This is a genomic window from Enterobacter sp. MGH 33 (assembly GCF_000534535.1).
Lineage (GTDB): Bacteria > Pseudomonadota > Gammaproteobacteria > Enterobacterales > Enterobacteriaceae > Enterobacter > Enterobacter hormaechei_C.
In genome coordinates, this window is the sequence record NZ_KI973212.1 from 2,042,891 (window position 1) to 2,069,404 (window position 26,514).

The 26,514-nt window shown below is 53.5% G+C and carries 30 protein-coding genes; 13 read left to right on the top strand and 17 right to left on the bottom strand.

Features of this window, described 5'->3' with window-relative positions; all coding sequences use genetic code 11:
- Positions 1-132: 132 nt before the first annotated feature.
- The 3 genes from L379_RS14350 to csgD all read right to left on the bottom strand — a co-directional run bounded on the left by L379_RS14350 (position 133) and on the right by csgD (position 2,226).
- Positions 133-1,113: an IS5-like element IS5 family transposase gene (locus L379_RS14350; RefSeq protein ID WP_001575870.1), complete on the bottom strand. Its 981-nt coding sequence runs from the start codon at positions 1,111-1,113 to the stop codon at positions 133-135.
- A gap of 68 nt (positions 1,114-1,181) precedes the next feature.
- Entirely contained in the window at positions 1,182-1,571 is a 390-nt protein-coding gene (gene csgE / locus L379_RS14345) for a curli production assembly/transport protein CsgE (protein ID WP_003858052.1), read from the bottom strand.
- A 4-nt stretch (positions 1,572-1,575) separates the two neighbouring features.
- The gene (csgD, locus tag L379_RS14340; protein WP_017384754.1) at positions 1,576-2,226 is read right to left on the bottom strand and encodes a biofilm master transcriptional regulator CsgD; all 651 of its coding nucleotides are present in this window, start codon (positions 2,224-2,226) and stop codon (positions 1,576-1,578) included.
- Positions 2,227-2,969: 743 nt separating this feature from the next.
- Here csgD and csgB point away from each other — a divergent pair.
- The 5 genes from csgB to ymdB all read left to right on the top strand — a co-directional run bounded on the left by csgB (position 2,970) and on the right by ymdB (position 5,400).
- On the top strand, positions 2,970-3,425 hold the full coding sequence (csgB, locus tag L379_RS14335; protein WP_017384753.1) for a curli minor subunit CsgB: 456 nt from the start codon (positions 2,970-2,972) through the stop codon (positions 3,423-3,425).
- 39 nt (positions 3,426-3,464) lie between these two features.
- On the top strand, positions 3,465-3,920 hold the full coding sequence (gene csgA, locus L379_RS14330) for a curli major subunit CsgA (protein ID WP_003858043.1): 456 nt from the start codon (positions 3,465-3,467) through the stop codon (positions 3,918-3,920).
- 56 nt (positions 3,921-3,976) lie between these two features.
- On the top strand, positions 3,977-4,309 hold the full coding sequence (gene csgC / locus L379_RS14325) for a curli assembly chaperone CsgC (RefSeq protein ID WP_023296298.1): 333 nt from the start codon (positions 3,977-3,979) through the stop codon (positions 4,307-4,309).
- A gap of 153 nt (positions 4,310-4,462) precedes the next feature.
- Positions 4,463-4,783, top strand: coding sequence for a type 1 fimbrial protein (locus L379_RS14320; RefSeq protein WP_017384751.1), 321 nt, complete (start codon positions 4,463-4,465; stop codon positions 4,781-4,783).
- Positions 4,784-4,863: 80 nt separating this feature from the next.
- Positions 4,864-5,400, top strand: coding sequence for an O-acetyl-ADP-ribose deacetylase (ymdB, locus tag L379_RS14315; protein ID WP_015570849.1), 537 nt, complete (start codon positions 4,864-4,866; stop codon positions 5,398-5,400).
- 41 nt (positions 5,401-5,441) lie between these two features.
- On the opposite strand, the gene mdoC is transcribed toward ymdB, so the two are convergent.
- Complete coding sequence (gene mdoC / locus L379_RS14310) at positions 5,442-6,581, bottom strand: glucans biosynthesis protein MdoC (protein ID WP_017384749.1); 1,140 nt, start codon at positions 6,579-6,581, stop codon at positions 5,442-5,444.
- 255 nt (positions 6,582-6,836) lie between these two features.
- Between mdoC and mdoG the strand changes: the two genes are divergently transcribed.
- From mdoG to L379_RS14295, 3 genes are all read left to right on the top strand, one after another.
- Entirely contained in the window at positions 6,837-8,390 is a 1,554-nt protein-coding gene (mdoG, locus tag L379_RS14305) for a glucans biosynthesis protein MdoG (RefSeq protein ID WP_015570847.1), read from the top strand.
- Entirely contained in the window at positions 8,383-10,911 is a 2,529-nt protein-coding gene (gene mdoH, locus L379_RS14300; protein ID WP_003858032.1) for a glucans biosynthesis glucosyltransferase MdoH, read from the top strand. Before mdoG ends, mdoH begins: the two co-directional genes overlap by 8 nt.
- 84 nt (positions 10,912-10,995) lie before the next feature.
- Positions 10,996-11,223 (top strand): YceK/YidQ family lipoprotein, encoded by a 228-nt coding sequence (locus tag L379_RS14295; RefSeq protein ID WP_003858030.1) that lies wholly within the window; start codon positions 10,996-10,998, stop codon positions 11,221-11,223.
- Positions 11,224-11,230: 7 nt separating this feature from the next.
- Here L379_RS14295 and L379_RS14290 read toward each other — a convergent pair whose 3' ends face one another.
- The 3 genes from L379_RS14290 to L379_RS14280 all read right to left on the bottom strand — a co-directional run bounded on the left by L379_RS14290 (position 11,231) and on the right by L379_RS14280 (position 13,988).
- Positions 11,231-11,605: a MysB family protein gene (locus tag L379_RS14290; RefSeq protein ID WP_003858026.1), complete on the bottom strand. Its 375-nt coding sequence runs from the start codon at positions 11,603-11,605 to the stop codon at positions 11,231-11,233.
- A gap of 79 nt (positions 11,606-11,684) precedes the next feature.
- Positions 11,685-12,920 (bottom strand): multidrug efflux MFS transporter MdtG, encoded by a 1,236-nt coding sequence (gene mdtG / locus L379_RS14285; RefSeq protein WP_017384746.1) that lies wholly within the window; start codon positions 12,918-12,920, stop codon positions 11,685-11,687.
- Positions 12,921-13,061: 141 nt separating this feature from the next.
- Positions 13,062-13,988 (bottom strand): Kdo(2)-lipid IV(A) acyltransferase, encoded by a 927-nt coding sequence (locus L379_RS14280; protein ID WP_017693649.1) that lies wholly within the window; start codon positions 13,986-13,988, stop codon positions 13,062-13,064.
- Between the two features lie 218 nt (positions 13,989-14,206).
- On the opposite strand from L379_RS14280, the gene L379_RS14275 reads away from it, so the two are divergent.
- Positions 14,207-15,256 (top strand): oxygen-dependent tRNA uridine(34) hydroxylase TrhO, encoded by a 1,050-nt coding sequence (locus L379_RS14275; protein ID WP_015570841.1) that lies wholly within the window; start codon positions 14,207-14,209, stop codon positions 15,254-15,256.
- 37 nt (positions 15,257-15,293) lie between these two features.
- Here L379_RS14275 and L379_RS14270 read toward each other — a convergent pair whose 3' ends face one another.
- The 9 genes from L379_RS14270 to mdtH form a co-directional block, all read right to left on the bottom strand.
- Complete coding sequence (locus L379_RS14270) at positions 15,294-15,872, bottom strand: YceI family protein (protein ID WP_017384744.1); 579 nt, start codon at positions 15,870-15,872, stop codon at positions 15,294-15,296.
- A 1-nt stretch (position 15,873) separates the two neighbouring features.
- The gene (locus L379_RS14265; protein WP_017384743.1) at positions 15,874-16,440 is read right to left on the bottom strand and encodes a cytochrome b; all 567 of its coding nucleotides are present in this window, start codon (positions 16,438-16,440) and stop codon (positions 15,874-15,876) included.
- Between the two features lie 226 nt (positions 16,441-16,666).
- Positions 16,667-16,780 carry a YceO family protein gene (locus L379_RS14260; RefSeq protein WP_003858014.1) on the bottom strand — a complete coding sequence of 38 codons (114 nt, stop codon included), beginning with the start codon at positions 16,778-16,780 and terminating at the stop codon, positions 16,667-16,669.
- A gap of 50 nt (positions 16,781-16,830) precedes the next feature.
- Positions 16,831-17,949, bottom strand: a complete 1,119-nt coding sequence (gene solA, locus L379_RS14255) for an N-methyl-L-tryptophan oxidase (RefSeq protein ID WP_032653200.1) — start codon at positions 17,947-17,949, stop codon at positions 16,831-16,833.
- Between the two features lie 114 nt (positions 17,950-18,063).
- Positions 18,064-18,318 carry a biofilm formation regulator BssS gene (gene bssS / locus L379_RS14250; RefSeq protein WP_015570838.1) on the bottom strand — a complete coding sequence of 85 codons (255 nt, stop codon included), beginning with the start codon at positions 18,316-18,318 and terminating at the stop codon, positions 18,064-18,066.
- 274 nt (positions 18,319-18,592) lie between these two features.
- On the bottom strand, positions 18,593-18,838 hold the full coding sequence (gene dinI, locus L379_RS14245; RefSeq protein ID WP_003858011.1) for a DNA damage-inducible protein I: 246 nt from the start codon (positions 18,836-18,838) through the stop codon (positions 18,593-18,595).
- Positions 18,839-18,912: 74 nt separating this feature from the next.
- Positions 18,913-19,959 carry a dihydroorotase gene (gene pyrC / locus L379_RS14240; RefSeq protein ID WP_017384740.1) on the bottom strand — a complete coding sequence of 349 codons (1,047 nt, stop codon included), beginning with the start codon at positions 19,957-19,959 and terminating at the stop codon, positions 18,913-18,915.
- A 128-nt stretch (positions 19,960-20,087) separates the two neighbouring features.
- Entirely contained in the window at positions 20,088-20,648 is a 561-nt protein-coding gene (locus L379_RS14235) for a lipoprotein (RefSeq protein ID WP_017384739.1), read from the bottom strand.
- A gap of 99 nt (positions 20,649-20,747) precedes the next feature.
- Positions 20,748-21,956 carry a multidrug efflux MFS transporter MdtH gene (gene mdtH, locus L379_RS14230; protein WP_023303422.1) on the bottom strand — a complete coding sequence of 403 codons (1,209 nt, stop codon included), beginning with the start codon at positions 21,954-21,956 and terminating at the stop codon, positions 20,748-20,750.
- Positions 21,957-22,192: 236 nt separating this feature from the next.
- On the opposite strand from mdtH, the gene rimJ reads away from it, so the two are divergent.
- From rimJ to murJ, 4 genes are all read left to right on the top strand, one after another.
- Positions 22,193-22,777, top strand: coding sequence for a ribosomal protein S5-alanine N-acetyltransferase (gene rimJ / locus L379_RS14225; RefSeq protein WP_003858007.1), 585 nt, complete (start codon positions 22,193-22,195; stop codon positions 22,775-22,777).
- Positions 22,778-22,786: 9 nt separating this feature from the next.
- Positions 22,787-23,437 (top strand): YceH family protein, encoded by a 651-nt coding sequence (locus L379_RS14220; protein WP_032653202.1) that lies wholly within the window; start codon positions 22,787-22,789, stop codon positions 23,435-23,437.
- Between the two features lie 2 nt (positions 23,438-23,439).
- A complete protein-coding gene (locus L379_RS14215; protein ID WP_017384736.1) occupies positions 23,440-24,363 on the top strand; it encodes a Gfo/Idh/MocA family protein in 924 nt (307 codons plus the stop codon).
- A gap of 129 nt (positions 24,364-24,492) precedes the next feature.
- A complete protein-coding gene (gene murJ / locus L379_RS14210) occupies positions 24,493-26,028 on the top strand; it encodes a murein biosynthesis integral membrane protein MurJ (RefSeq protein WP_023303424.1) in 1,536 nt (511 codons plus the stop codon).
- 59 nt (positions 26,029-26,087) lie between these two features.
- Here the strand turns inward: murJ and flgN are convergent, their stop codons facing one another.
- The gene (gene flgN, locus L379_RS14205) at positions 26,088-26,513 is read right to left on the bottom strand and encodes a flagella biosynthesis chaperone FlgN (protein ID WP_003858003.1); all 426 of its coding nucleotides are present in this window, start codon (positions 26,511-26,513) and stop codon (positions 26,088-26,090) included.
- Position 26,514 lies beyond the last annotated feature (1 nt).

A 26,514-nucleotide genomic window follows, 5' to 3' on the forward strand; every position in this document is an offset into this window, starting at 1 on the left:
AGCGGGGAAATTCTTCTCGGCTGACTCAGTCATTTCATTTCTTCATGTTTGAGCCGATTTTTTCTCCCGTAAATGCCTTGAATCAGCCTATTTAGACCGTTTCTTCGCCATTTAAGGCGTTATCCCCAGTTTTTAGTGAGATCTCTCCCACTGACGTATCATTTGGTCCGCCCGAAACAGGTTGGCCAGCGTGAATAACATCGCCAGTTGGTTATCGTTTTTCAGCAACCCCTTGTATCTGGCTTTCACGAAGCCGAACTGTCGCTTGATGATGCGAAATGGGTGCTCCACCTTGGCCCGGATGCTGGCTTTCATGTATTCGATGTTGATGGCCGTTTTGTTCTTGCGTGGATGCTGTTTCAAGGTTCTTACCTTGCCGGGGCGCTCGGCGATCAGCCAGTCCACATCCACCTCGGCCAGCTCCTCGCGCTGTGGCGCCCCTTGGTAGCCGGCATCGGCTGAGACAAATTGCTCCTCTCCATGCAGCAGATTACCCAGCTGATTGAGGTCATGCTCGTTGGCCGCGGTGGTGACTAGGCTGTGGGTCAGGCCACTCTTGGCATCGACACCAATGTGGGCCTTCATGCCAAAGTGCCACTGATTTCCTTTCTTGGTCTGATGCATCTCCGGATCGCGTTGCTGCTCTTTGTTCTTGGTCGAGCTGGGTGCCTCAATGATGGTGGCATCGACCAAGGTGCCTTGAGTCATCATGACGCCTGCTTCGGCCAGCCAGCGATTGATGGTCTTGAACAATTGGCGGGCCAGTTGATGCTGCTCCAGCAGGTGGCGGAAATTCATGATGGTGGTGCGGTCCGGCAAGGCGCTATCCAGGGATAACCGGGCAAACAGACGCATGGAGGCGATTTCGTACAGGGCATCTTCCATGGCACCGTCGCTCAGGTTGTACCAATGCTGCATGCAGTGAATACGCAGCATGGTCTCCAGCGGATAGGGCCGTCGGCCATTGCCCGCCTTGGGATAAAACGGCTTGATGACAGCGGTCATATTCTGCCATGGCAGAATCTGCTCCATGCGGGAGAGGAAAATCTCTTTTCGGGTCTGACGGCGCTTAGTGCTGAATTCACTATCGGCGAAGGTGAGTTGATGGCTCATGATGTCCCTCTGGGATGCGCTCCGGATGAATATGATGATCTCATATCAGGAACTTGTTCGCACCTTCCCTAGAACTCATCTTTTGCTAAATCGCCTGTGCTCAAAAGGGCTTTGTCTAACTGTAGGCGGTTAATAGCTTCTTCTGTTTGTGCCAGCGCGAAAGCGACGTTCTGATCGAAGTCTCTTTTCGTTGGGAATAAAAAAGTCTGGTAAATAACGTCCTGATTAGCGGTTATTGTGATCCAGCTTCCCCACCGCGCACTGGGCCGTTCGTTGATGGTTAAGTTACCCGGATAATCGCTTTCCCACTTATCGCTGAAGGCACGATAAAAATCGTGTCCGACAGAGGTGACGGTGTGGTCGGTCAACAGTCCGGGAACTTCCACCTCAACAGCCTGAAGGTTTCCGGCAGCAAGCATAATGCCTGCGGCGGCAATCCAACTTAGGGTGCGTTTCATGCTATTAACGCCTGAGGTTATCGTTTGCCCACGACACCGCCTGCGTGCGATTTTTAACAGCTATCTTTTTGAAAAGATTATAAAGATGCGTCTTAACCGTATTTTCGCTGATAAATAACGAACGGGCGATTTCAATATTTGAAGCACCAATACGCAGTTTGTTCAGGATCTCTTTCTCACGGTGCGTCAGAAGTGCAGATTCTGAACTGTTATAGCGATAATTTCCGGAGTGGGTAATGAGGTAGCTGGCCAGTTTTTGCGAGAAATAACACTCCCCCCGCAATATGCCCTGCAAACCCTCCACGACACGGTTTTCTTCTTCAGTGACGTAAAACACGCCGTTAATATGCGGCCAGCTCTCAATATCGCGGAAAGGATACTCATCAGGCGTATTTAATAACAATACGCGGATGTTATTGTTTTTCCTACTTAAATTATCCTGCCAGTAATGGACCAGTTTTTTATCCGCTTCCATCATATCGAGAAGAATGATGCTGCCAGGAGCGATATCATCAAAAGAACGTTGAATATTATGCAGTTTCCCGTTAAGCGAGAGGCATTGTTTTAAATGCTGCAATAACGCTGTCGCTTGTAGGGAAGGTTTTGTGATCAACAATAATGTATGACCGGGTAAGCTATGGACTTCATTAAACATGATGAAACCCCACGTTATTTATGACACCCGGCAGCTGCCCTCGTATTATTGAAAAAGGCACCAGAAGTACTGACAGGTGTGGCACTGCTGTGTGTAGTTAAAAAACCTTCCTCCAAAGGAGGCGGTAAAATTAAAAACAAATAACGTACTGCTGTTTTCAATCTAGCTATTGCAAACGTTAAAGCAAGTGTTAATCATGTAACAGAATGTAAAATTCGATATTAAGTTGTGTATTTTGCAGGGTGAATAGATTTTAAGATAAGGGGAAAGTTGTACAGGTGTATAAACGTGCACAGATTTTGAAAGTCATACAATATATTATAAAGAATTGAATTATTGAGCTTTTAATTATTGTAAGCCAGCCGGTAAAAAGTATGAACTCAGCTAAAAAGTTAAGACTTCTCTAAGCTGGAAATTTTTCTTAAGAAAACTTGCTTCGTGTCACGCACCTGGCAAAAGACATTGCCATGTTTGTCTGTAGAAGCCGGTACAGGTTGGACAGCCTGTCTCGCTGTTGTCCAGACGCTCAGACAAGAATTTATTTCTGCATTAGTGGTGTGTCGCGTCGTTTCAGGCGAGATTTACGACTTTGAGGTGAATGAGCATATAAAAATAAGGCACACGGGTGAGATATTAAATATGTTTCGGCAGACATACTCTTTTCCGTAACGCGGCGTTAACAAAACGAATCGCGTTAACGGGTAAAGACATACCTATTTTATAGCCAGGTCCAGGGTGACAGCATGAAAAACAAAATGTTGTTTATGATGTTTACATTACTGGGTGCGCCTGGGTTTGTAATCGCAGGTGATTCAGATTTAGCCAGTTCTGAATATAATTTTGCGATAAATGAATTAAGTAAAGCTTCATACAATCAGGCAGCCATTATTGGTCAACAGGGCTCAGGTAATAATGCTGATGTACGCCAGGGCGGTTCTAAATTGCTGTCCATTATTTCCCAGGAGGGCGGGAATAACCGCGCGCATGTTGATCAGTCAGGGACGTATAACCTTGCTTATATCGATCAGACCGGTAACGGCAACGATGCGAGTATTAAGCAGGGCGCTTTTGGCAACACCGCCATGATTATCCAGAAAGGCTCGGGTAACAGGGCGAATATAACGCAGTATGGTACGCAGAAAACAGCAGTTGTAGTACAGAGACAGTCGCAAATGGCTATTCGCGTTATTCAACGCTAGCGATGTGTGACGCCTTAATCAATCCGATGGGGGTTTACCATGAAACTTTTCAAAGTGGCAGTTATTGCAGCAATCGTAGTTTCTGGCAGTGCTTTCGCAGGTGCGGTACCACAATTTGGCGGCGGCCACGGAGGTGGCTGGGGTGGCGGCAATAACGGCCCTGACTCAACCCTGAGCATTTACCAGTACGGCGGCGGTAACTCCGCGCTTGCTTTGCAGACGGACGCCCGAGATTCTGAATTGACCATTACCCAGCACGGTGGCGGTAACGGCGCAGATGTTGGTCAGGGCTCTGATGACAGTTCTATCGATCTGCTGCAAAAAGGCTTTGGTAACAGCGCCACCATCGACCAGTGGAATAGCAAAGACTCTGTTATCAACGTGAAACAGTTCGGCGGCGGCAACGGCGCGGCGGTAGACCAGACAGCGTCCGGCTCAACGGTGACTGTGCACCAGGTTGGCTTTGGCAACAACGCGACCGCACATCAGTACTGATTCAATTCTGTACCAAAAAACAGGGCATGTGCCCTGTTTTTTTTCGGGAGGATCTCATGAGCACCTTCATTCTCCTTGCTGCGCTTGCCAGCCAGATAACGTTCAGCACCTCACAGCAGGCAAATATGACAACCATTATTCCTCAGGTCACGCTGGCAGACGCCTGCGAATGTCAGGTTGAGGTGTTATCTGTCCGACAGGGGCAAGCGGGACAAAGTACATCGCGGCAGAAAAATACTCTTTTTATACCCGCTAATCAGCCGATTGATTTAACGCGAATCAGTTTAAATATTCGTTCAGGGGATGCGGTAAAAATAATCGTCACCGTTTCCGATGGAAAATCGCTTCATTTATCACAGCAGTGGAACGCACCGGCAAGTACGCTTTAATAATTCATGAAATCAATGATTTAATAAAGTGGCGGCGCTGCACAGGTAAGCTATGCTGATATCAAGAACCCAGTCATCGGGTTGCTTAAATTGATACGTCATAACGGAGCGTTTTTACCCCTCAAGGACGAATTTCATTGAGGAGTACAAATAATGTTCAAATCCGCAGCGTGTATTATTTCTGGTCTGGGACTGATCCTGTCCTCTTTTTTATCTCCGGCTTATTCAGCAACTATAGAAAATGGTGGGGTGATTCATTTTCGTGGCGCGGTGGTCGCTGACCCGTGCGAAGTCACGCCCCGGCATCAGCAGTTTGCGATCTCCTGTCCGGAAAATAACCGTATGAAAACGCATACCATCAGTTATGACGAGGCGCTCCGGGGCCATCATCCTCATTCAGCTCTGGCCGCTGTCAGCATGAAATACCTGAATGAACAGAAAACGCTTGCGGTCGTTCAGGTGGATTACCGCTAACCGACGTTTTTTTCACGGCAGTTTTTCTCCTTCTCCCTCTGCGATACACTGATGAAAAAGGCGGGTTGCAGAGGGTGTTTATGAGACCGCAAATCGACGTTATTCATGGCGATATCACGACGGTACACGTTGACGTGATCGTCAACGCAGCCAATTCCTCCCTGATGGGTGGGGGCGGGGTGGACGGTGCCATTCACCGGGCCGCAGGCCCTCAGCTCCTTGAAGCATGCAAAACCGTGCGTCAGCAGCAGGGAGAGTGCCCGCCGGGGCATGCTGTTATTACGCTTGCAGGCGATCTCCCGGCCAAAGCGGTGATCCATACCGTTGGACCCGTCTGGCACGGTGGCGACCGCCATGAGGCTGAGATTCTGGAGCAGGCGTATCGTAACTGCCTGCGGCTTGCGGCGGATAACGGGTATAAGACCATGGCGTTCCCCGCCATTAGCACCGGGGTATACGGTTATCCAAAGGAAGCGGCAGCTACAATCGCCGTGAATACCGTTTATCACTACCTTTCCCTTAAACCCATGCCGGAAAAAGTCATTTTTGTCTGCTTCGATGAGCACACCGCCGACCTGTATCAGCGGATTTTGACCGCGCGCAGCCAGGCTTTTTGATGTCTGAAATGCAAAAACGGCGCCCTGGAGGCGCCGTTTTGTTATCCCGCTTTAACCTGAGGTTTGCCTGAGAACAGGAAACGCAAAAGCGGGATCCGCAGGTGGATTTCATACAACACGATGGCAATGCCAACCACAAAGACCAGGCCGGTGAAGAAGCCCAGCGCATTCGAGGCGATATGCGGCGTAATGTACGCCCCGAAAAACAGCGTCAGCGGATGGTGAACCAGGTAGATAAACAGCGAAGCATTAACGAAATAGGTGACGCGGCTGGATTTAAAATTCAGCAGACGATGGCCAAGGGCGAACACCACGTTAACCATCCACAGGCCCATCAGCATCGTTATCACGCTCTCTGTCTCATACATCCACGCGTCCCCGCTGCCATAGCGCTGATTGAGAAGATAGGCGGCAAAGGCCAGCGCAGCACCCACCGCACACCAGGGGGAGGGGGTGGTAAACAGCGCTTTAAGCCGGGGATGAATAAATGCCAGCGCCCCGATCAGGAAGAAGGGAATGTAGAACAGGGTCTGCATCACCACGAAATTAAACAGCCCATCGCTCAGAATGGGAGGGTAGACAATGAGCAGGGTACGCCTGACGGCGGCATACGCGACCCCCAGCGCAAGAAACAGCAGCGACAGCTTGCCCAGGGTGATGTTGGCGAAGAAGGTCGAGGATGCGGTGCTCGCGCGCTGGCGCAGCTGGCTGAAGATCAGCAAACTCACCGTGGTTAGCACCACCAGTACCAGCAGGAACCAGAGGTGGGAAATCAGCTCCCAGACCAGGGTGTTGTATTTCTCATAGAAGGAGAGATTCGGCCAGTTTTCCGCCTTGCCTTTAACATGCTGCAACATGATGAACTGCGGCAGCGTCAGCAGCGGAATGGCCGTCAACATCGGTATGCCCACGCGCTCCACGCGCACTTTCCACCATCGTTTGAGGGGATAGCGCAAGAAGAGCATGTAAGAGAAATAACCGGAAATGACAAAAAACACCTGCATGCGGAAGGCATGGATAAAATCATTAAACAGCGTCAGCCACCAGGAGGGCATCTGGCTGTTCACGTGCCAGGTGTGGCTGGAATAGATCAGTGAAATATGAAAAGGGATCCCCAATAGCATGAGCCATGCGCGGATCGAGTCGAGGAAATATTCACGTTGTACAGGGGTTGTGCTCATATAACTTTGCGCATTCTCAGACTTTTCGCCTTATCCCTAAGGCTCATAATGGTTACATTCGGAGCCAACCCTACACCAAGACCGACACCCTGTCTCCAGGATAAGCACGCAAAGTGAAAAGCGGGTTCTTTCATTTGCTTAATCCATGAGCCAGCGAGCTGAACAAAGCAGTGATAATGTTGTCGGATTGCCTGAGTTTCCATTAAAATGGATCGGATCGATATAAGCACACAAAGGGGGAAGTGCTTACTTATTATGAAACATAAACCACAAATGATGAAAATGCGTTGGTTGGGTGTAGCAGTGCTGTTGTCACTGTATACCTCATCTGCACTGGCCTTTAACATCGATGATGTCGCAAAACAGGCTAAATCGATGGCGGGCAAGAGCTACGAAGCGCCAAAAAGTAACCTGCCCTCCGTTTTCCGCGACATGAAATACGCGGACTATCAGCAGATCCAGTTCAATCACGATAAAGCGTACTGGAACAATATTAAAACCCCGTTCAAGCTTGAATTTTACCACCAGGGTATGTACTTCGACACGCCGGTTGCCATCAACGAAGTGACGGCGACCGCGGTACGCAAAATCAAGTACAGCCCGGATTATTTCAATTTTGGCGATGTGCAACACGATAAAGACACGGTAAAAGACCTCGGCTTCGCAGGCTTCAAGGTGCTTTACCCGATTAACAGCAAAGATAAAAACGACGAAATCGTCAGCATGCTTGGCGCCAGCTACTTCCGCGTGATTGGCGCGGGGCAGGTGTACGGGCTTTCTGCGCGCGGTCTGGCAATTGATACCGCGCTGCCATCAGGTGAAGAATTTCCACGTTTTCGCGAGTTCTGGATCGAACGTCCAAAACCAACCGACAAACGTCTGACAATTTATGCGCTGCTGGACTCCCCTCGTGCGACAGGCGCTTATCGCTTCGTGATCATGCCAGGGCGTGACACGGTGGTTGACGTACAGTCTAAAGTTTACCTGCGCGATAAAGTGGGCAAACTGGGCGTCGCGCCGCTGACCAGCATGTTCCTGTTCGGGCCGAACCAGCCCTCTCCGGCGACCAATTTCCGTCCTGAACTGCATGATTCCAACGGCCTCTCCATTCATGCGGGTAACGGCGAGTGGATCTGGCGTCCGCTGAACAACCCGAAACACCTCGCCGTCAGCAGCTTTGCGATGGAAAACCCGCAGGGCTTTGGTCTGCTGCAACGTGGCCGTCAGTTCTCCCGCTTTGAAGATCTGGATGACCGCTACGATCTGCGTCCAAGCGCCTGGGTAACGCCGAAAGGCGACTGGGGTAAAGGCAAGGTTGAGCTGGTTGAAATTCCAACTAACGATGAAACCAACGATAACATTGTGGCGTACTGGACACCGGATCAGCTGCCGGAAGCCGGTAAAGAGATGAACTTCAAGTATGCGATCACCTTCAGCCGTGACGAAGACAAACTGCACGCACCGGATAACGCGTATGTTATGCAGACGCGTCGTTCGACGGGTGACGTGAAGCAGTCCAACCTGATTCGTCAGCCGGATGGCACGCTGGCGTTTATCGTGGACTTCACCGGCCAGGATATGAAAAAACTGGCGCCGGATACTGCCGTGACGGCACAGGCCAGCATTGGCGATAACGGTGAAATCGTTGAGAACGCCGTGCGTTACAACCCGGTCACCAAAGGGTGGCGTTTGACCCTGCGCGTGAAGGTGAAAGATCCGAAACAGACCACTGAAATGCGCGCCGCGCTGGTCAGTAACGATAAGCCGCTGAGTGAAACCTGGAGCTATCAGCTACCTGCCAATGAATAATACATCTGAATATATTGATGCCATGCCGCTGACGGACATTGAAAAAGCGGCACTCCCTGCGAGCGACATCCGCGCGGTTCACACCGCGCTGGATGGTGAACATCGTCACTTTTCCCGTGATGATGATACGCCGCTGGGGTCAGTGAAGGCACGTCTGGAGCAGGCATGGCCGGACTCGCTGGCAGAAGGGCAGCTAATCAAGGATGACGAAGGGCGTGACCAGCTACAGGCGATGCCGAAGGCCACGCGTTCCTCCATGTTCCCCGATCCGTGGCGCACCAACCCGGTGGGCCGCTTCTGGGATCGCCTGCGTGGGCGTGACGTGACGCCGCGCTATCTGTCACGTCTGACCAAAGAACAGCAGGCATCCGAGCAGAAATGGCGTACCGTGGGAACGATTCGTCGTTACATTCTGCTGCTGCTGACGCTGGCGCAGACGGTTGTCGCCACCTGGTACATGAAAACCATTCTGCCGTACCAGGGCTGGGCGTTGATTAACCCTGCTGACATGATTGGCCAGGATATCTGGGTCTCCTTCATGCAACTGCTGCCGTATATTTTACAGAGCGGCATTCTTCTGCTGTTCGCGGTGCTGTTCTGTTGGGTCTCCGCCGGGTTCTGGACGGCGCTGATGGGCTTCCTGCAACTGCTGATGGGGCGTGACAAATACAGCATTTCCGCGTCGACGGTCGGGGATGAGCCCCTCAATCCTGAGCATCGTACCGCGCTGATCATGCCTATCTGTAACGAAGACGTTGACCGCGTATTCGCCGGGCTGCGTGCTACCTGGGAGTCCGTGAAGGCGACCGGTAACGCGGCGCATTTCGACGTCTATATCCTGAGCGACAGCTACAATCCGGATATCTGCGTGGCGGAGCAAAAAGCCTGGATGGAACTGATTGCCGAGGTGCAGGGCGAAGGGCAGATCTTCTACCGTCGTCGTCGTCGTCGTGTTAAGCGTAAGAGCGGAAACATTGATGACTTCTGTCGTCGCTGGGGTAACCAGTACAGCTACATGGTGGTACTGGATGCAGACTCCGTGATGAGCGGCGACTGCCTGAGCGGGCTGGTCCGTCTGATGGAAGCCAACCCGAACGCGGGAATTATTCAGTCCTCGCCAAAAGCGTCCGGTATGGACACGCTGTATGCGCGCTGCCAGCAGTTTGCGACCCGCGTCTACGGGCCGCTGTTTACTGCCGGTCTGCACTTCTGGCAGTTGGGTGAATCCCACTACTGGGGCCACAACGCCATTATCCGCGTGAAGCCATTCATCGAGCACTGCGCCCTGGCGCCGCTGCCGGGTGAAGGGTCGTTTGCCGGGTCCATTCTGTCGCATGACTTTGTGGAAGCCGCGCTGATGCGTCGTGCAGGGTGGGGAGTCTGGATTGCCTACGATCTGCCTGGCTCGTATGAAGAGCTGCCGCCGAACCTGCTGGATGAGCTCAAACGCGACCGCCGCTGGTGTCACGGTAACCTGATGAACTTCCGCCTGTTCCTGGTGAAAGGGATGCACCCTGTTCACCGTGCGGTGTTCCTGACGGGCGTTATGTCCTATCTGTCTGCGCCGCTGTGGTTTATGTTCCTGGCGCTCTCAACCGCGTTGCAGGTTGTGCATGCCCTGACGGAGCCGCAGTATTTCCTGCAACCGCGCCAGCTGTTCCCGGTGTGGCCGCAGTGGCGTCCGGAGCTTGCGATCGCGCTGTTCGCGTCGACCATGGTGCTGCTGTTCCTGCCTAAGCTGCTCAGTATCATTCTGATCTGGTGCAAAGGTTCGAAGGAGTACGGTGGTTTCTGCCGCGTGACCCTTTCACTGCTGCTGGAAGTGCTGTTCTCGGTCCTGCTGGCGCCGGTGCGTATGCTGTTCCATACGGTGTTTGTGGTGAGCGCGTTCCTGGGATGGGAAGTGGTGTGGAATTCACCGCAGCGTGACGATGACTCTACGCCGTGGAGTGAAGCCTTTATGCGCCACGGCTCTCAGCTGCTGCTGGGCCTGGTGTGGGCCGTTGGTATGGCCTGGCTGGATCTGCGTTTCCTGTTCTGGCTTGCGCCGATTGTGTTCTCGCTGATCCTGTCGCCGTTTGTATCGGTGATCTCCAGCCGTTCCACGGTGGGCCTGCGTACCAAACGCTGGAAGCTGTTCCTGATCCCGGAAGAGTATTCTCCGCCGCAGGTGCTGGTGGATACCGATACCTATCTGGAGCAGAACCGCAAACGCACGCTGGATGATGGCTTTATGCACGCCGTGTTTAACCCGTCATTCAACGCGCTGGCAACCGCGATGGCGACGGCGCGTCACCGCGCCAGCCAGGTGCTGGAGATCGCCCGCGATCGCCACGTTGAGCAGGCGCTGAACGAGACGCCAGAAAAGCTTAACCGCGACCGTCGTCTGGTGTTGTTGAGCGATCCGGTGACGATGGCACGGCTTCACTACCGCGTGTGGTCCTCTCCGGAGAGATACTCTTCGTGGGTGAACTACTACAAGGACGTGAAGCTCAATCCGCTGGCCCTGAAGGCGAAGTAAGTTGTTAAGTAGGGCGGGTAAGCGAAGCGCCACCCGCCAAATAAAATACCGGCTTAATCGCCGGTATTTTTTTAGAGGTCAGAAATGAAAGTAATCATTGTCGTCATGATGGCATGCCTGCTCAGCGGTTGCGGCAGCATTATCAGCCGCACCATCCCCGGGCAGGGCCACGGGAATCAGTACTACCCCGGCGTACAGTGGGATGTCCGTGATTCCGCATGGCGCTATCTCACCGTGCTCGATCTGCCGTTTTCTCTGATTTTCGACACGCTACTGCTGCCCATCGATGCCAGCCACGGCCCCTACGAGTAGCGGTGACTTATCGCTCGTCCCATTCGTCCGCTGCGGCCTGACCCTCTTCGGTATCCAGCGGCGGTTCGAGCTGAAACTCACCTTCGTCCCATTCGTGCAGCGTATTTTCTTCCAGCCACTCCTGACGTAACTCAATTTCGTCATAGTCGCCGTCGAATACCGCCTGTGCACCTTCACCACTGAGTATCGGCAGACATTCACCGTCTTCACCTTCATCAGCAAAGAATTCGGCCTGCCACATAATATCGCCGTCCTGTAGGACGTATTTTTGGATATTGAGTTGTTGCACGTCAGCATCTTCTTCCTCAATGCCGGGATTATCGGCGAGGAACTCTTCGCGAGCGGCATCAATTGCTTCTTCCAGCGTGGCGTACATGGTCATTGGTGTCTCCCTGTTTTTCGTGAAGGTATTCAGGGAAAGAATAGCTGATTATGTGATTTTGCAAGTATGAATGCGAAAATTAGCCGTCACGATGTTGTCTTATTCGCGCCGGGCGTAGCGCCCGGGATAAGCTGAGCCACGAATAAACGGCGTTGAACAGCACGACGCCTGCCGTCACGATAAAGACCGCCCGGAAACCGAAGCTGGCCGAAATCCCCGCGCCGACCAGCGGTCCGGTGACGTTACCCAGATCGCGAAACGACTGGTTATAGCTGAAAATACGACCGGCTATCTGGTTGGTGGAGTTATAGACCAGCAGCGTCTGTACAGCCGGGAGTAGCGCACCATCCGCAGCCCCCAGCAGGAAGCGCAGGACGCCGAGCTGCCACGGAGACTGCACCAACGCCATGGGGATCAGCAGCAGGACGGAGACGATCAGGGCGCAGATCAGGATCTTTTCCGGGCCGATACGGTCTCCCAGCTTGCCGAGCCTCGGCGCGCTCAGTAGCGCCGCCACGCCGGGAACAGAGGCGATTAGGCCGCTGATAAAGGCGATATTGCTGACGTTTCCCGCCAGGTCGCGTACGTAGAGCGTCAGTATAGGCGCGATTGAACCGGTGGCCACCTGGATAATCATGGTGGTTACAAACAGGCTCAGCACCAGCTTTGGGTTTTTCAGCGAGGCCAGCACATCCCGGGCGTGCAGCATCTCTTTTTTGGCCACGGGCGTGAAATTCTCGCGGATACAGATAAGCGTCACCAGGAAGCAGAGGAACAGCACGCTGGCGGTAATGAAGAATACCGGCCGCAGTCCGTAGTGGTCGGCCAGCAGCCCGCCCGCCAGTGGGCCCAGCAGTGCGCCGCTTACGCCGCCAGTGGATAGCGTGCCCAACGCCCAGCCGCTTTTCTGGCGCGGGATTTGGGTGGCGATCAGGGCGTTGGCGTTAGGGATAAATCCCCCGAGCAGGCCCAGAAGCGCGCGTAGTATCAGGAACTGCCAGACATTCTGCGCCACCCCCATCAGCAGCATAATGATCGCCATGCCGAGCGCGGAGCGCAGCAGCATAATTTTGCGGCCTTTGCGATCCGCCAGCCCACCCCAGAAAGGCGACGCAATGGCGGAGAACAGGAACGTAATGCTGAACACCAGGCCGGACCACATATTCAGGGCGCTATGTCCGGTGACGCCGAGCTGTTCAACGTAGAGGGGCAGGAAGGGCATCACCAGGCTAAAGGCGGCGCCAGTAAGAAAACAACCCAGCCACGCAACCGTCAGGTTACGTTTCCAGTTTATGGGAGCATCTGTGGGGGACATAACTATCCGCATAATGAGGTGCAGGGCACCGTGAACAGTGAGGTAATAAGCCTGCTAATTATGCGCCCGGGGTATGATTGCCGCAATGACGGGGAGCTTTTAAAGCTAAAACAACATGCGGCCCGGAAGGCCGCACGCAGGTTAATACCGGGAAGGGACGCCCTGAGGCCGGGTTTTAAAGCGGCGATGCAGCCACATGTACTGCTCCGGCGCGAGCATAATGCATTTCTCGACAACGCCGTTCATCCAGCGGGCGGTGGTTTCTGCATCAATCAGCGGTGGCGCGAGTTCCGGCTCCAGCATGATGAGCTGATAGCCTGAACCGTCTGGTTTACGGCGCGGCACAAACGGCACGATAGCCGCTTTGGACATCCGCGCCAGCATCCAGGTCCCGGTGGTCGTCGCTGCATCTTCCACCGCAAAGAACGGGACAAACACGCTGGATTGCGGGCCATAGTCATGATCCGGGGCATACCAGACCACTTCACCTGCTTTCAGGGCGCGGATCATCCCTTTCAGGTCTTTGCGATCGATCATGCTTTTATTGGAGCGCATGCGTCCGTTGGTCTGGATCAAATCGATCACCGGATTATCGTTAGGACGATAAACGCCTATACCCGGCGCCTGCATGCCGAACATGCGCGCGCCAATTTCGAGCGTCAGGAAATGAACGCCAATCAGCAGGACGCCAGTCTGGTTGGCCTGAAGAGTATGCACCGGCTCCATGCCGGTCCCGGCCACTTCCGTCCAGCGCGCCATGCGTTTATCCGACCAGAACCAGGCCATACCGGTCTCCATCAGCCCCATGCCGACAGATTCGAAGTTTTTAATCACCATGTCGTGGCGCTCAGATTCACTCATCTGAGGAAAACAAAGCTCAAGGTTACGATACGCGATCCTGGCGCGACGCTTCATAAACTGCTGAGCAATGCGGCCCAGTCCTTTACCCATGCGGAAAATGACGGGATAAGGCAGCTGTACAATTAGCCACAACAAGCCAATGCCTGACCATGTTAACCAATAGCGGGGATGCAAAAGCGCGGCAGTAAATTTCGGTAACTGGGTCATGTCTGTCCTGTGTTCTAACGTCCTGAAAGGATATTGTCTCATTTTTTAAGGCATAGCCAAAATGTCTGTCATCGAAACATGAAAGAATATGCAAATGTTAAGTCTGATTAATCAGGTTGACTGAAATGTAGCGTAAATTGTGTGGATGTAAATTGTCTTTGTTTGCTATATCATGCCGACCGATTTTTATTTCTCAACGATTGCAGGACTTGTACACCATGCCAGTGTTACACAACCGCGTTTCGAATGAGATGTTGAAAGCGCGTATGTTGGCCGAAACCGAACCGCGCACAACGATCTCTTTCTATAAGTATTTCACCATCGATGATCCCCAGGCGACCCGCGATGCGCTTTACCAGGCTTTTACCGCCCTGAACGTGTTTGGTCGCGTCTATCTGGCGCGTGAGGGGATTAACGCGCAGATCAGCGTGCCGGAAAGCAAGGTCAGCGCCTTCCGCGACCTCCTTTACGGGTTTGATCCGGCGCTTAACGGCTTACGCCTGAACATTGCGCTGGATGATGACGGTAAATCATTCTGGGTGCTGCGCATGAAGGTGCGCGAGCGTATTGTGGCGGATGGCATTGACGATCCGAGCTTCAATGCCGCTAATGTGGGGGAGTACCTGAAGGCCGCTGAAGTGAACGCGATGCTCGACGATCCGGATGCGGTGTTCATTGATATGCGTAACCACTACGAATATGAAGTGGGGCACTTCGAGAATGCGATGGAAATTCCTGCCGACACCTTCCGCGAGCAACTGCCAAAAGCCGTTGAGATGATGCAGGAGCATAAAGACAAAAAGATCGTTATGTACTGCACCGGGGGGATCCGCTGTGAAAAAGCCAGCGCCTGGATGAAGCACAACGGGTTTAATAAAGTCTGGCACATTGAGGGTGGGATCATTGAGTATGCCCGTCGCGCCCGTGAGCAGGGTTTACCGGTGCGTTTTATCGGTAAGAACTTTGTGTTTGACGAGCGTATGGGCGAGCGAATTTCAGAGGACGTGATCGCGCACTGCCACCAGTGCGGTACGCCGTGCGATACGCATACCAACTGCAAAAACGACGGATGTCATCTGCTGTTTATTCAGTGCCCTGCATGTGCCGAGAAGTTTAATGGCTGCTGTAGCGAGCTGTGCAGTGAAGAGAGTATCTTGCCTGAAGAAGAGCAACGTCGTCGCCGTGCCGGACGCGAGAACGGGAATAAGATCTTTAATAAATCCCGGGGCCGACTGAATACCAAACTGGGTATTCCGGACCCGGAGTAAAACACTGCCCGGCGGCGCGAAAGCCTGCCGGGCCTGTTTATGACTTCTGCTGAACGCCTTCCACCGAAATAATCAACTCAACATCCTGCGATGCCGGGCCTAAATCCGTGGTGATATTAAAATCTTTCAGATGAATTTTGCCTGCGGCTTCAAAGCCAGCACGTTTGCCACCCCACGGATCGTCGCCCTGTCCAATTAATTTGGCATCCAGTGTGACCGGTTTTGTTACGCCGTTCAGCGTCAGATTACCGGTAATAGCGAGCTTATCACCGTCTTTCTTCACCTCTGTCGACGCGAAAGTAGCTTGCGGGAATTTGCCCACGTTCAGAAATTCAGCGCTGCGCAGATGTTTATCACGCTCGGCGTGATTAGTGTCGACGCTGTTGGTATTAATGGTGACGTTCACTTTATCGGCAGCAGGGTTTTTCTCGTCGAAAGTAAATGTGCCATCGAAATCATTGAATGTGCCATATAACCAGCTGTAACCCAGATGCTGAATACGGAAATTGACAAAGGCATGCTGGCCCTCCTTATCAATTTTATAGTCAGCGGCAATGGCCGAACCGGTGGTAAATAGCAGCGAACCTAATGCGATACCCAACAGGCGTTTTTTCATTTTATGCTCCAGAGTCAACTGACGAACGGCCAAGCATGCGCTTCAGCGTATCGTCTTTATCAATAAAGTGATGTTTCAGGGCCGCAAGGCCATGCAGGACAGACAGGATCACCACGCTCCATGCCAGCCACAGATGAACCACACCTGCGGTGTCAGCCTGTGAACCGGCGTCAGCCAGCGTGGCTGGGACGTCAAAAAGCCCAAACACGCTGATCGGTTTACCGTCTGCGGTCGAAATAAGATAGCCGCTGATCAGAATGGCAAACAGCAGGGCATAGAGTGCGATATGTGCGCCAACAGCGCTTATGCGGGTAAGTCGGCCATGGCTTTTGGGTGCTGGAGGGGGCGGAGAGATATGTCGCCAGATCACGCGAAAAACCAGACCCATCATCAGCAGAACACCAATGCTTTTGTGCAATTCGGGGGCCTGATGATACCAACCGTCATAATAGCTTAATGTCACCATCCAGAGGCCGAGACCAAACATGGCATAGACGGCAAGTGCAAATAGCCAGTGTAAACACATGGATATTATTCCGTAGCGACGGGAGGAGTTACGCCATTGCATATGAATTTCCGTTCTCAAATGACTGAGCAATAAAAATGGACGGGTTAAATAAATAATGCAACTGAAAAAAATGAATAATGTTTTTTATTTAATTTATTTCAGCGAATTTGAATGTGTTTCCGCAATGTATTTCAATCGCTTCGTTCAATAAATTTGAGGTGACGTTTTTTAAAAAATTTAAGTTAAATAAATTTAAAGGAGTGTCAATAAACGTCAGCGAGAATTTTCAGAAGAATACAATATAGATAACGTCAATGATCGCCAGCAGCGACCAAAGAACAATGTAGAGCATAAAATGCTCGCGGATGTTATTGATAAGGTAATTCACCAGTCTGCGCATCATGCCTCTATCGCTAAACAGGCCCCGGTTATTCGGAGCCTGTAGAGGTATTATCGGTTAAAGCGCGAGAGCGCGAAGGGCTTGAGATCAAACGAAGGCGCGATCCCCTGCGCAAACTGGGCGGCGATTTCACCTAACACAGAGGCAAATTTAAACCCGTGACCGCTGAGTCCGGTTACGAGCAGGGTGTTATCGTGTCCCGGAAGGGTGTCGATGATAAAATCTTCATCCGGGGTGTTGTCGTAGGTGCACGCTGCGCCGTAAAGCAACCCGCCTACGCCCGGCAGGATATTACGCAGGAACGTGAAGGCTTCGGAACCATCCTGCGGATAAGCACCGTAAGGCTTGCGTTCTTCCGCAGAGGAAATTACCTGTCCGCCGTTATGTTTGCCAATCTTGAGCGCGTCTTTTTCCGAGGGGAAACCGTAGAACTGGTCGCCATTGGGTAACTCGCCTGTAAACGCCGGGAATTTGTTCTGGCTGCTGTAACGCCCGTCAGACTGGAACCAGGAGAAGACTTTTCGCACCGGCTGGATGGGTAGGTCCGGCAGCAGTTTCGTCACCCACGTTCCCGCACTCACCAGCAGACGCGTGGCGGTATATTCACCTTCAGAGGTGGTGACGGTTGAACCCTCTGCATGGTGGGTGATGCCCGTGACCGGACAGTTGAACAACTGCGCGCAGCCCGCTTTGGCGGCGAGATCAATCCAGGTCTTAATGGCCGTTTCGCTGTGCAGTACCCCGGAATTGGCTTCAAACAATCCAATGTAGTCTTCAGGAACAGAAATTTCCGGCCAGCGCGCCATGATGCCGTTTGCATCCAGACGCTCGACGTCCAGGCGGTAGGCTTTCGCGCTCTCCTCGACGGTCGCCAGAAACGTGGAGCTGGCTGGCCCCAGGTTAACGACCCCGGTGCGCTCAAAAATGCGATCTACGGTGAGGGCGGCCAGCTCATCCCACAGCGTCTGAGCCCGAAGCACCAGCGGTACATAACGTTCACCTTCACCGTAAGCGTGACGGATCAGACGGGTATCGCCGTGATGGCTTCCTTCAGAGTGGGGGGGAAGGTGGGCGTCAATCATCAGCACTTTCAGACCCGCCTGCGTGGCGTAATAACCGGCGGCAGATCCTACGGAGCCGCTTCCGATAATGATTAAATCGTATTTCATAGGCTTCTCTTTACTAACGCTTTGTTAGCAGAGTAATTAACTAAGTGGGCTTATACAAGAGCGAAATAAATAAGGCACCGCGAGGGTGCCTGTTGAGTGAAAAGGGGCATAAGGTCAATGCCGTTTATACTCATTTTCCTGATAGTCGCCAGATTCTATTTTTGCGATGCCTGCTTCTAAAATAGAGATAAACTGACGGGCGACGTCTGTTGTAAGCCACAGCGTCTGTCCAACTTCCGCTTCATCACGGTTTTGCTGATTTGGGGTCTGGTAGTGCAAACGCAGCATCAGCGCATCGTAGCTGTCTACGGTGCTGATATCCCAGCCAACAAGCGGATGGGTCTGGATGACTTCACTATTCTTTTCCATTATAACCCCCTTAATGCGTGTTAGAAGACAACGACTTTGAGGTTCAATGCATGTTTTTCTGAAAGCAATTTCAGTATATCAATTAATAAGGGTTCAGAAGGAAAAAATAAACGGGTAGCAACACATTTTTATGCTTTTTAGGATTGTTCGAACAATAAAACGCCATCTTGTTCACGATTTTCTAAGAAGATGCTGAAATATTTTGAACTTTCAGGAGACGAAACGAAAAAAAGCCGGGGCGACCCGGCAAAAAAACACAATGAGGGAGCAAATTTTAATCAGTGATGAACCAGTCGTCGGCGCTTTCCCATGTTTCCTGCAAAATTTCGCTGATGCGTTCTTTGTCTTCTTTCGCGCCGCCGATGACGGAAAGATGGTTTGCTGTCGCATAACGTACCGTTACGGCACCATCGTTTTCAGGAAAAGTGCTGTTAATACGTCGGGATAGTTCACCCGCCAGAGCGTCGAGTGCGCCAGCAGGCAGGACGGTGGATTTGGCTATGGTGACTTCGATACGCATAAATGCCCCCTGTGTAATATACTGTTTATTTATACAGTTATATTGTCGGTTTGACAACAGGGGGCGCGATTTTTTTAGCGTTTTACCGTCCAGTTTACGGTTTCACCGGCCAGGAAGGGGATCAGCGTATCGTCGGTGAGCGCAATCGACGCTTCAACCTGGCTTTCTTTGCGCTCCAGCTCAATGAACGTGTCATTAACCGGCAGACCGTAGAAACGCGGGCCGTTAAGGGAGCAGAAGGCTTCGAAATGGTCTAACGCATTCATCTCTTCAAACACGGTTGCGTAACTTGCCAGGGCGGTCGGGGCGTTAAAACAGCCTGCACAGCCGCAGCTCGCCTCTTTACGGTGACGGGCATGCGGGGCGGAATCCGTGCCGAGGAACGCGCGCGGGAAGCCGCTGGCGACCAGCTCACGTAGCGCCTGCTGGTGGATGTTGCGCTTGAGGATCGGCAGACAATACAGATGTGGGCGAACGCCGCCCACCAGCATGTGGTTACGGTTAAACATCAGGTGCTGCGGGGTGATGGTGGCGGCAATCAGCTCGTTTCCATCCCGGACATACTCTGCGGCATCTTTAGTCGTAATGTGTTCAAACACCACTTTCAGCCCCGGAAGACGCTGGCGCAGCGGCTCCATGACCGTTTCGATAAAACGTGCTTCGCGATCGAAAATATCAATGTCAGCGTGGGTCACTTCCCCGTGCACCAGCAGCGGCATGCCCAGTTTTTGCATACGCTCCAGAACAGGCATGATGGCATCAATACTGGTCACCCCATGGCTGGAGTTAGTGGTGGCATTCGCCGGGTAGAGCTTCGCGGCGGTGAATACACCTTCGTTAAACCCGCGCTCAACTTCATTCGGATCCAGCGAGTCCGTCAGGTAGCAGGTCATCAATGGGGTAAAATCGTGTCCGGCCGGAACGGCGTCAAGGATACGCTGGCGATAGGCAATCGCGGCCTCGACGGTAGTGACTGGCGGAACCAGGTTAGGCATAACAATCGCACGGCCATAAATTTCGCTGGTATACGGCACGACGGTTTTCAGCATGTCGCCATCACGAAGATGGATATGCCAGTCGTCTGGGCGGCGGATTTTGAGAACCTGGGATTGTACAGTCATGGAAGCTCCGGCTTGAAAGAGATCAGTCATAAGAGGGCTGTTTTTGCCGGACACAAATCATAAGCGGAAACGTTTTCGTTTGCACACTATTCCGTTAAAAAAAACGGGCGCCTGAGCGCCCGGAGTGTTTAGTCGGTGAAAGGGATGATGATTTCACCCGGTTTCACCTCTATCCCTTTGGCATATTTTTTCGCCAGAGATTCGCCTTTGCTCTTGTCTTCGCTCAGAACATAGGCAGGCTGTTGGTTAAAGTAGTTCTGCAACGACTGGTTGAGATACGGCATCAGCGTTTGCAGCACCGGTTTCATTTTTTCCGGCGTCACAACCGCATCGACGATTTCCATCTCTTGCAGGAAAATTGCCCCTTTCTCTTTATTAAAGACCGGCAGCGCCTTGAGCTTCAGCTTGATATCCGCTTTCTGATTGCCGAAGAGCGAGGTCATATCGAGGCTGGCATCGCCGGAAAGGGTGACTTTGTTAGGCTCCTCGCGCCCAATCTGGCTGGCGAGATTCGTCAGGACGATATGCGCATCCGCAAGGCCGGGCACGCCGATATCTTTTGAAAAGTTATTATGTTTTTCCAGCGCCTGATTAATTTCCTGCTCACTGACGGTGTACTGCGTAAGCTGGTTACATCCCACCAGCAGACCACTGACAATTAACGCAGCGGCAATAACGATCTTTTTCATGGCGTTCCTCAACATAAAATCGGCGCATCTGTCCTGATACGCCAGTATGTCAGGGTGATCCAACAGAAACCAGCAGAAAAAACTGATAGTGAAAGAGGGTCAGGCGCCAGGCTCCAGCATCCCGCGGGTGCTGCGTTTATCACTGAACTGCCACCAGAGGGCAATCAGCGTCATAAAGCCGACCATGCCGAGCATGACCCACGGCAGCTCCGGCTGATGGAGCGCTTTTCCGGCATCAAACAGCCAGCCGCCACCGGTGTAACCCAGTGCGCCGCCAAGCGCCAGCCCGAGACGGCTGAAGCCCATGTAGCTGCCGCGGGCCCGGGCGTCGGCAAGTGACGCGCTCAGCGTTTCACGGGCTGGCTCGGCAATGATTGAGCCAATATAGAAGGTGCAGATGAGCATAAACAGTTGCTGAAGCGAACTCACCAGGCCGATGGGCATCATGCTCAGCGTCATCAGCAACAGCCCGGCCATCAGACGGTGCTCAAGCCGGAAACGGCGCTCGCTCCAGCGGGCAATCGGATAGAGCAGCGTCAGAGAGAGGCTGGCCTCAATGGCATACATCCATTTCACCGCTGCCGGCGTGCCGGCAATATCGTTAACCATAATGGGCAGCATCAGCATGACCTGCACGGCGAGCATGTAGTAGCCGGTCAGGGTTAACACATAGGTGACGAAGCGTTTATCGCTCAGCACGCGGTCAAGCCCTTCCCGCACAGGCGCCTTCACCGTCGACAGCTTCCACGCGGGCAGAAACAGACCGTTAAACAGCGCGCAGAGAATAAACAACACCGCGCCGGTGGCGCAGACCAGGCGGAAATCGTATTGCAGCAGCCAGCTTCCCAGCAGGGCGCCCACCACCGCGCCAGCGCTGTCCTGCATCATCAAAATCGAAAAGAAGCGCCCCCGGTGTTGCGGACGGATAAGCTTAACCACCAGCGCGGTACGCGGTGGGTCGAAAAGGGTGCCGCCAATCCCGGAAAGGAAACAGGAGAACCACAGCAGCCAGGGTTCATGAGCGATTGCCATGGTGGCGAATCCCGCCGCACGTAACAGCATGCCGGTGACGATCATCGGTTTCGCGCCGAAGCGGTCGGCTATTGCGCCGCCAAACACGCCCAGACCCTGTTGTACAAACTGGCGTAGACCCAGCGCGATCCCGACCATCAATGCCGCCCAGCCCATTTGATCGACAAAACGAATCGATATAAGCGGAAAAACGACAAAAAAGCCGAGCACGACCAGCATGTTATCGACGAGCAGGAAATATTTACCCAGGCTCCTGGCCTGTGATACGCGGGACATTTTCCCTCCAGGGAAAATAAAAGGTGAGCACGCTAACATTCTGCGGTGTCGCCGGGCTTTTTCCCATACCCGCTGGCGACAATATTTTTTTATCAAAAAGGTGCTTTGATAGAGAGTTCTCATCGAAAAATGTGAAAAGCGATCAAAATGGTATGTCACTGTTTTCACAGAAGGCACAGGCGCAGGTATAGTAAAGCTAACAGGCAGAGCAGAAGCGACGGGAAGGAGTGGTAACGATGTTTGGCTATCGCAGTAATGTGCCAAAAGTGCGTCTGACGACGGACAGGCTGGTCGTTCGTCTGGTGCATGAGCGTGATGCCTGGCGTCTGGCGGATTATTACGCCGAGAATCGCCAGTTTTTAAAACCCTGGGAACCCGTTCGGGACGAGAGCCACTGCTACCCCTCTGGCTGGCAGGCGCGCCTCAGTATGATTGCGGAATTTCATAAACAGGGAAGTGCGTTTTATTTCGCGCTTCTCGATCCGGAAGAGAAAGAGATCGTTGGCATTGCCAATTTTTCAAACGTGGTACGCGGGTCGTTTCACGCCTGTTACCTCGGGTATTCCATCGGTCAGAAATGGCAGGGGCAGGGGCTCATGTTTGAGGCGCTGACGGCGGCGATTCGCTACATGCAGCGCACGCAACATATCCATCGCATTATGGCCAACTACATGCCGCACAATAAGCGCAGCGGCGATCTGCTGGCCCGCCTGGGGTTTGAGAAAGAGGGCTATGCCAAAGATTATCTGCTGATTGACGGCGAGTGGCGGGACCATGTGCTCACCGCGCTCACCACCCAGGAGTGGACCGCGGGTCGTTAAGGAGAAAAAATGAAATATCAGTTAAATGGCGCCGAAGCGCGCGTGGTCGGCTGCCTTCTGGAAAAGCAGGTCACCACGCCGGAACAGTATCCTCTGTCCGTGAATGCCGTCACGATGGCCTGCAACCAGAAGACGAACCGTGAGCCGGTGATGAACCTTGGCGAGCACGAGGTGCAGGATATCCTTGATGAGCTGGTGAAGCGCCACTACCTGCGCACCGTCAGCGGCTTCGGTAATCGCGTCACTAAATATGAACAGCGCTTTTGTAATTCCGAATTTGGCGATTTAAAACTCAGTGCCGCGGAAGTGGCAGTGATCACCACGCTGCTGCTGCGCGGGGCGCAGACGCCGGGTGAACTGCGCACGCGCGCCTCCCGCATGCATGAGTTTCAGGATATGCAGGACGTTGAACAGACGCTGGAGCGATTAGCCTCACGCGAGGACGGTCCTTACGTGGTGCGTCTGCCACGCGAGCCGGGCAAGCGTGAAAGCCGCTACATGCACCTTTTTAGCGGCGACGTTGAGCCCTCTGCGCTGGCCGTAGAATCCGACACGCCAGCATCAAACGACAGCCTGAACGCGCGCGTGGCGGCCCTGGAAGACGAGGTTGCCGGGCTGAAGCAGCGTCTGGATGCGTTACTCGCACATCTGGGAGATTAATCGTGACAACATTACGCATTGGTGTTGTGGGGCTGGGAGGGATCGCGCAAAAAGCCTGGCTGCCCGTTTTAGGCGCCGCGTCCGACTGGACGCTGCAAGGGGCGTGGTCGCCCACCCGCGAGAAAGCAGAGCGCATCTGCAAAACCTGGCGCATCCCTTATGCCGGTTCGCTACAGGATTTAGCCCGTGAATGTGATGCGGTATTTGTGCATACCTCAACCGCGACGCACTACCAGGTGGTGAGCGAGTTGCTGAACGCAGGCGTTCACGTCTGCGTGGATAAACCCCTGGCGGAAAATGTACAGGATGCTGAACGACTGATTGAGCTGGCCGCGCGTAAAAAGCTGACGCTGATGGTCGGCTTCAACCGCCGTTTTGCGCCGCTCTATCAGCAGCTTAAAGCGCAGTCCGGCTCGTTCGCCTCTCTGCGTATGGATAAGCACCGTACCGACAGCGTGGGGCCTAACGATCTGCGCTTCACGCTGCTGGATGATTATCTCCACGTCGTGGATACGGCCCTGTGGCTGAGTAACGGAAAAGCCCAACTGCAAAGCGGCACGCTGCTGACCAACGAGCAGGGTGAGATGGTTTACGCCGAACATCATTTTGCCGTTGAGCATTTGCAGGTGACGACCAGCATGCATCGTCGGGCGGGCAGCCAGCGCGAGTCCGTGCAGGCCGTTACGGATGGCGCGCTGTATGACGTCACCGATATGCGAGAGTGGCGGGAAGAGAAGGGCAATGGCGTGGTCGCGTTACCGGTTCCCGGCTGGCAAAGCACCCTGGAGCAGCGTGGCTTTGTGGGCTGCGCGCGTCACTTCATCACCTGCGTGCAGAATCAGACGGTTCCTGAAACGTCCGGGGAGCAGGCTATTCTGGCGCAGCGCATTGTGGAACGACTCTGGCGCGAAGCCATGTCGGAATAACGCGTTGTAACATCTGCCCATAGTAATTCGTTGAAATCCGGTTAGACTAAGCGCCGCTTGTTGGCTTTGCCGGGTGGCGCTAACGCTTGCCCGTCCTGGAAATCCGTAGGGTTGTGGAACTTCACGTTAATGAACTTATTAAAATCGCTGGCGGCCGTCAGCTCGATGACCATGTTTTCCCGCGTGCTTGGCTTTGCGCGCGACGCCATTGTGGCAAGGGTCTTTGGCGCCGGGATGGCGACTGACGCCTTTTTCGTCGCCTTTAAGCTGCCGAACCTGCTGCGCCGTATTTTTGCCGAAGGGGCCTTTTCACAGGCATTTGTTCCGATCCTCGCAGAATATAAAAGCAAACAGGGCGAAGATGCCACCCGCGTCTTTGTGGCCTACGTTTCCGGATTACTGACGCTGGCGCTGGCGATCGTGACCGTCCTGGGGATGCTGGCAGCGCCCTGGGTGATCATGGTGACGGCGCCGGGTTTTGCTGACACAGCGGATAAATTTACCCTGACCACCCAACTGCTGCGTATAACCTTCCCCTATATTCTGCTGATTTCGCTGGCGTCGCTGGTGGGTGCCATCCTGAATACCTGGAACCGCTTCTCCGTTCCGGCCTTTGCCCCCACGTTCCTCAACGTCAGCATGATTGGCTTTGCGCTGTTCGCCGCGCCGCATTTTAACCCACCGGTGCTGGCGCTGGCCTGGGCCGTGACCGTCGGCGGCGTGTTACAGCTTGCTTACCAGCTTCCGCACCTGAAAAAAATCGGCATGCTGGTTCTGCCGCGCATTAATTTCAAAGATGCGGGCGCAATGCGCGTTATCAAACAGATGGGACCGGCGATACTCGGCGTGTCCGTTAGCCAGATCTCGCTGATCATCAATACCATCTTCGCCTCTTTCCTGGTGTCGGGCTCGGTGTCCTGGATGTACTACGCCGATCGTCTGATGGAGTTTCCATCCGGGGTGCTGGGCGTGGCGCTGGGGACTATTCTGCTGCCGTCGCTGTCGAAAAGTTTCGCCAGCGGCAACCACGATGAATACTGCCGCCTGATGGACTGGGGCCTGCGTCTCTGTTTTCTGCTGGCGCTGCCAAGCGCGGTGGCGCTGGGGATCCTGGCAAAACCGCTGACGGTTTCATTGTTCCAGTATGGAAAATTCACCGCCTTTGATGCCGCCATGACCCAGCGTGCGCTCGTAGCCTACTCGGTGGGGCTGATGGGGCTGATTGTCGTGAAGGTGCTTGCGCCCGGTTTCTATTCACGTCAGGACATCAAAACGCCGGTTAAGATTGCCATTGTGACGCTGATCATGACGCAGCTGATGAACCTGGCGTTTATTGGACCGCTGAAACACGCGGGGCTGTCATTGTCGATTGGTCTGGCGGCCTGTCTGAACGCCGGGCTGCTGTACTGGCAGCTGCGCAAGCAGGATATCTTCACACCGCAGCCGGGCTGGGCAAGCTTCCTGCTGCGTCTGGCGATTGCGGTAGTGGTGATGGCGGCCGCGCTGGTTGGCATGTTGTATGTCATGCCTGAGTGGGCGCAGGGCACCATGCCTTACCGCCTGATGCGTCTGATGGCCGTGGTGGTGGTCGGTGTGGTGGCGTACTTTGCCACGCTGGCAGTGCTTGGCTTCAAAGTGAAAGAGTTCACCCGCCGCACGGTATAAACGCCAAAAGGGGAGTTCACCAGAAGGTGCTCCCCGCTTCATGACGTGCCGCTACTGCGTCAAATCGAAATCTTTTTCCCACCCGTGATACGTGCCGTGGCCGTCTGACCATCCGCACCGTACAGCCCCGGCTCTTTATAGGGCTTTAACACTTCAAGCGCCTGCTGATTACGGATAATCTGTCCTTCCAGCAGCCAGCCGTTATGCTGGTTGAGATCGCGAAGATGCTGGGTTTTTTCTGTAATGGTCTGCCAGCGTTCGTTGATCTCATCATTGGCGCTGCGTTTCGCGTCTTGCTCAGCGCGTCGCTGTTTTTCCAGATAATCCAGGGTCGCCAGCAGCGAGCTTTTATCTTCAGTTATGCGTTGCAACGCGCTGCCGTTGATTTGACCAGAAGAGAGGTGGTGCTGTTCTGCATCCATCACCGTTTTCAGGTCGTTCAGGACCACCGTCATCTGATCCAGTATTTCTGACAGTCGACTCATA

What these genes read in the sequence shown, in the direction of transcription:
- mdtH (WP_023303422.1), bottom strand. Translation starts at nt 21,956, where the DNA reads ATGTCCCGCGTATCACAGGCCAGGAGCCTGGGTAAATATTTCCTGCTC.
- L379_RS14280 (WP_017693649.1), bottom strand. Translation starts at nt 13,988, where the DNA reads ATGACCCAGTTACCGAAATTTACTGCCGCGCTTTTGCATCCCCGCTAT.
- murJ (WP_023303424.1), top strand. Translation starts at nt 24,493, where the DNA reads ATGAACTTATTAAAATCGCTGGCGGCCGTCAGCTCGATGACCATGTTT.
- csgB (WP_017384753.1), top strand. Translation starts at nt 2,970, where the DNA reads ATGAAAAACAAAATGTTGTTTATGATGTTTACATTACTGGGTGCGCCT.
- csgE (WP_003858052.1), bottom strand. Translation starts at nt 1,571, where the DNA reads ATGAAACGCACCCTAAGTTGGATTGCCGCCGCAGGCATTATGCTTGCT.
- csgA (WP_003858043.1), top strand. Translation starts at nt 3,465, where the DNA reads ATGAAACTTTTCAAAGTGGCAGTTATTGCAGCAATCGTAGTTTCTGGC.
- mdoC (WP_017384749.1), bottom strand. Translation starts at nt 6,581, where the DNA reads ATGAGCACAACCCCTGTACAACGTGAATATTTCCTCGACTCGATCCGC.
- ymdB (WP_015570849.1), top strand. Translation starts at nt 4,864, where the DNA reads ATGAGACCGCAAATCGACGTTATTCATGGCGATATCACGACGGTACAC.
- pyrC (WP_017384740.1), bottom strand. Translation starts at nt 19,959, where the DNA reads ATGACTGTACAATCCCAGGTTCTCAAAATCCGCCGCCCAGACGACTGG.
- csgC (WP_023296298.1), top strand. Translation starts at nt 3,977, where the DNA reads ATGAGCACCTTCATTCTCCTTGCTGCGCTTGCCAGCCAGATAACGTTC.
- L379_RS14235 (WP_017384739.1), bottom strand. Translation starts at nt 20,648, where the DNA reads ATGAAAAAGATCGTTATTGCCGCTGCGTTAATTGTCAGTGGTCTGCTG.
- rimJ (WP_003858007.1), top strand. Translation starts at nt 22,193, where the DNA reads ATGTTTGGCTATCGCAGTAATGTGCCAAAAGTGCGTCTGACGACGGAC.
- flgN (WP_003858003.1), bottom strand. Translation starts at nt 26,513, where the DNA reads ATGAGTCGACTGTCAGAAATACTGGATCAGATGACGGTGGTCCTGAAC.
- L379_RS14265 (WP_017384743.1), bottom strand. Translation starts at nt 16,440, where the DNA reads ATGCAATGGCGTAACTCCTCCCGTCGCTACGGAATAATATCCATGTGT.
- solA (WP_032653200.1), bottom strand. Translation starts at nt 17,949, where the DNA reads ATGAAATACGATTTAATCATTATCGGAAGCGGCTCCGTAGGATCTGCC.
- L379_RS14290 (WP_003858026.1), bottom strand. Translation starts at nt 11,605, where the DNA reads ATGACCATGTACGCCACGCTGGAAGAAGCAATTGATGCCGCTCGCGAA.
- mdoH (WP_003858032.1), top strand. Translation starts at nt 8,383, where the DNA reads ATGAATAATACATCTGAATATATTGATGCCATGCCGCTGACGGACATT.
- bssS (WP_015570838.1), bottom strand. Translation starts at nt 18,318, where the DNA reads ATGGAAAAGAATAGTGAAGTCATCCAGACCCATCCGCTTGTTGGCTGG.
- L379_RS14275 (WP_015570841.1), top strand. Translation starts at nt 14,207, where the DNA reads ATGCCAGTGTTACACAACCGCGTTTCGAATGAGATGTTGAAAGCGCGT.
- csgD (WP_017384754.1), bottom strand. Translation starts at nt 2,226, where the DNA reads ATGTTTAATGAAGTCCATAGCTTACCCGGTCATACATTATTGTTGATC.
- L379_RS14320 (WP_017384751.1), top strand. Translation starts at nt 4,463, where the DNA reads ATGTTCAAATCCGCAGCGTGTATTATTTCTGGTCTGGGACTGATCCTG.
- dinI (WP_003858011.1), bottom strand. Translation starts at nt 18,838, where the DNA reads ATGCGTATCGAAGTCACCATAGCCAAATCCACCGTCCTGCCTGCTGGC.
- L379_RS14295 (WP_003858030.1), top strand. Translation starts at nt 10,996, where the DNA reads ATGAAAGTAATCATTGTCGTCATGATGGCATGCCTGCTCAGCGGTTGC.
- L379_RS14350 (WP_001575870.1), bottom strand. Translation starts at nt 1,113, where the DNA reads ATGAGCCATCAACTCACCTTCGCCGATAGTGAATTCAGCACTAAGCGC.
- L379_RS14270 (WP_017384744.1), bottom strand. Translation starts at nt 15,872, where the DNA reads ATGAAAAAACGCCTGTTGGGTATCGCATTAGGTTCGCTGCTATTTACC.
- mdtG (WP_017384746.1), bottom strand. Translation starts at nt 12,920, where the DNA reads ATGTCCCCCACAGATGCTCCCATAAACTGGAAACGTAACCTGACGGTT.
- L379_RS14260 (WP_003858014.1), bottom strand. Translation starts at nt 16,780, where the DNA reads ATGCGCAGACTGGTGAATTACCTTATCAATAACATCCGCGAGCATTTT.
- mdoG (WP_015570847.1), top strand. Translation starts at nt 6,837, where the DNA reads ATGAAACATAAACCACAAATGATGAAAATGCGTTGGTTGGGTGTAGCA.
- L379_RS14220 (WP_032653202.1), top strand. Translation starts at nt 22,787, where the DNA reads ATGAAATATCAGTTAAATGGCGCCGAAGCGCGCGTGGTCGGCTGCCTT.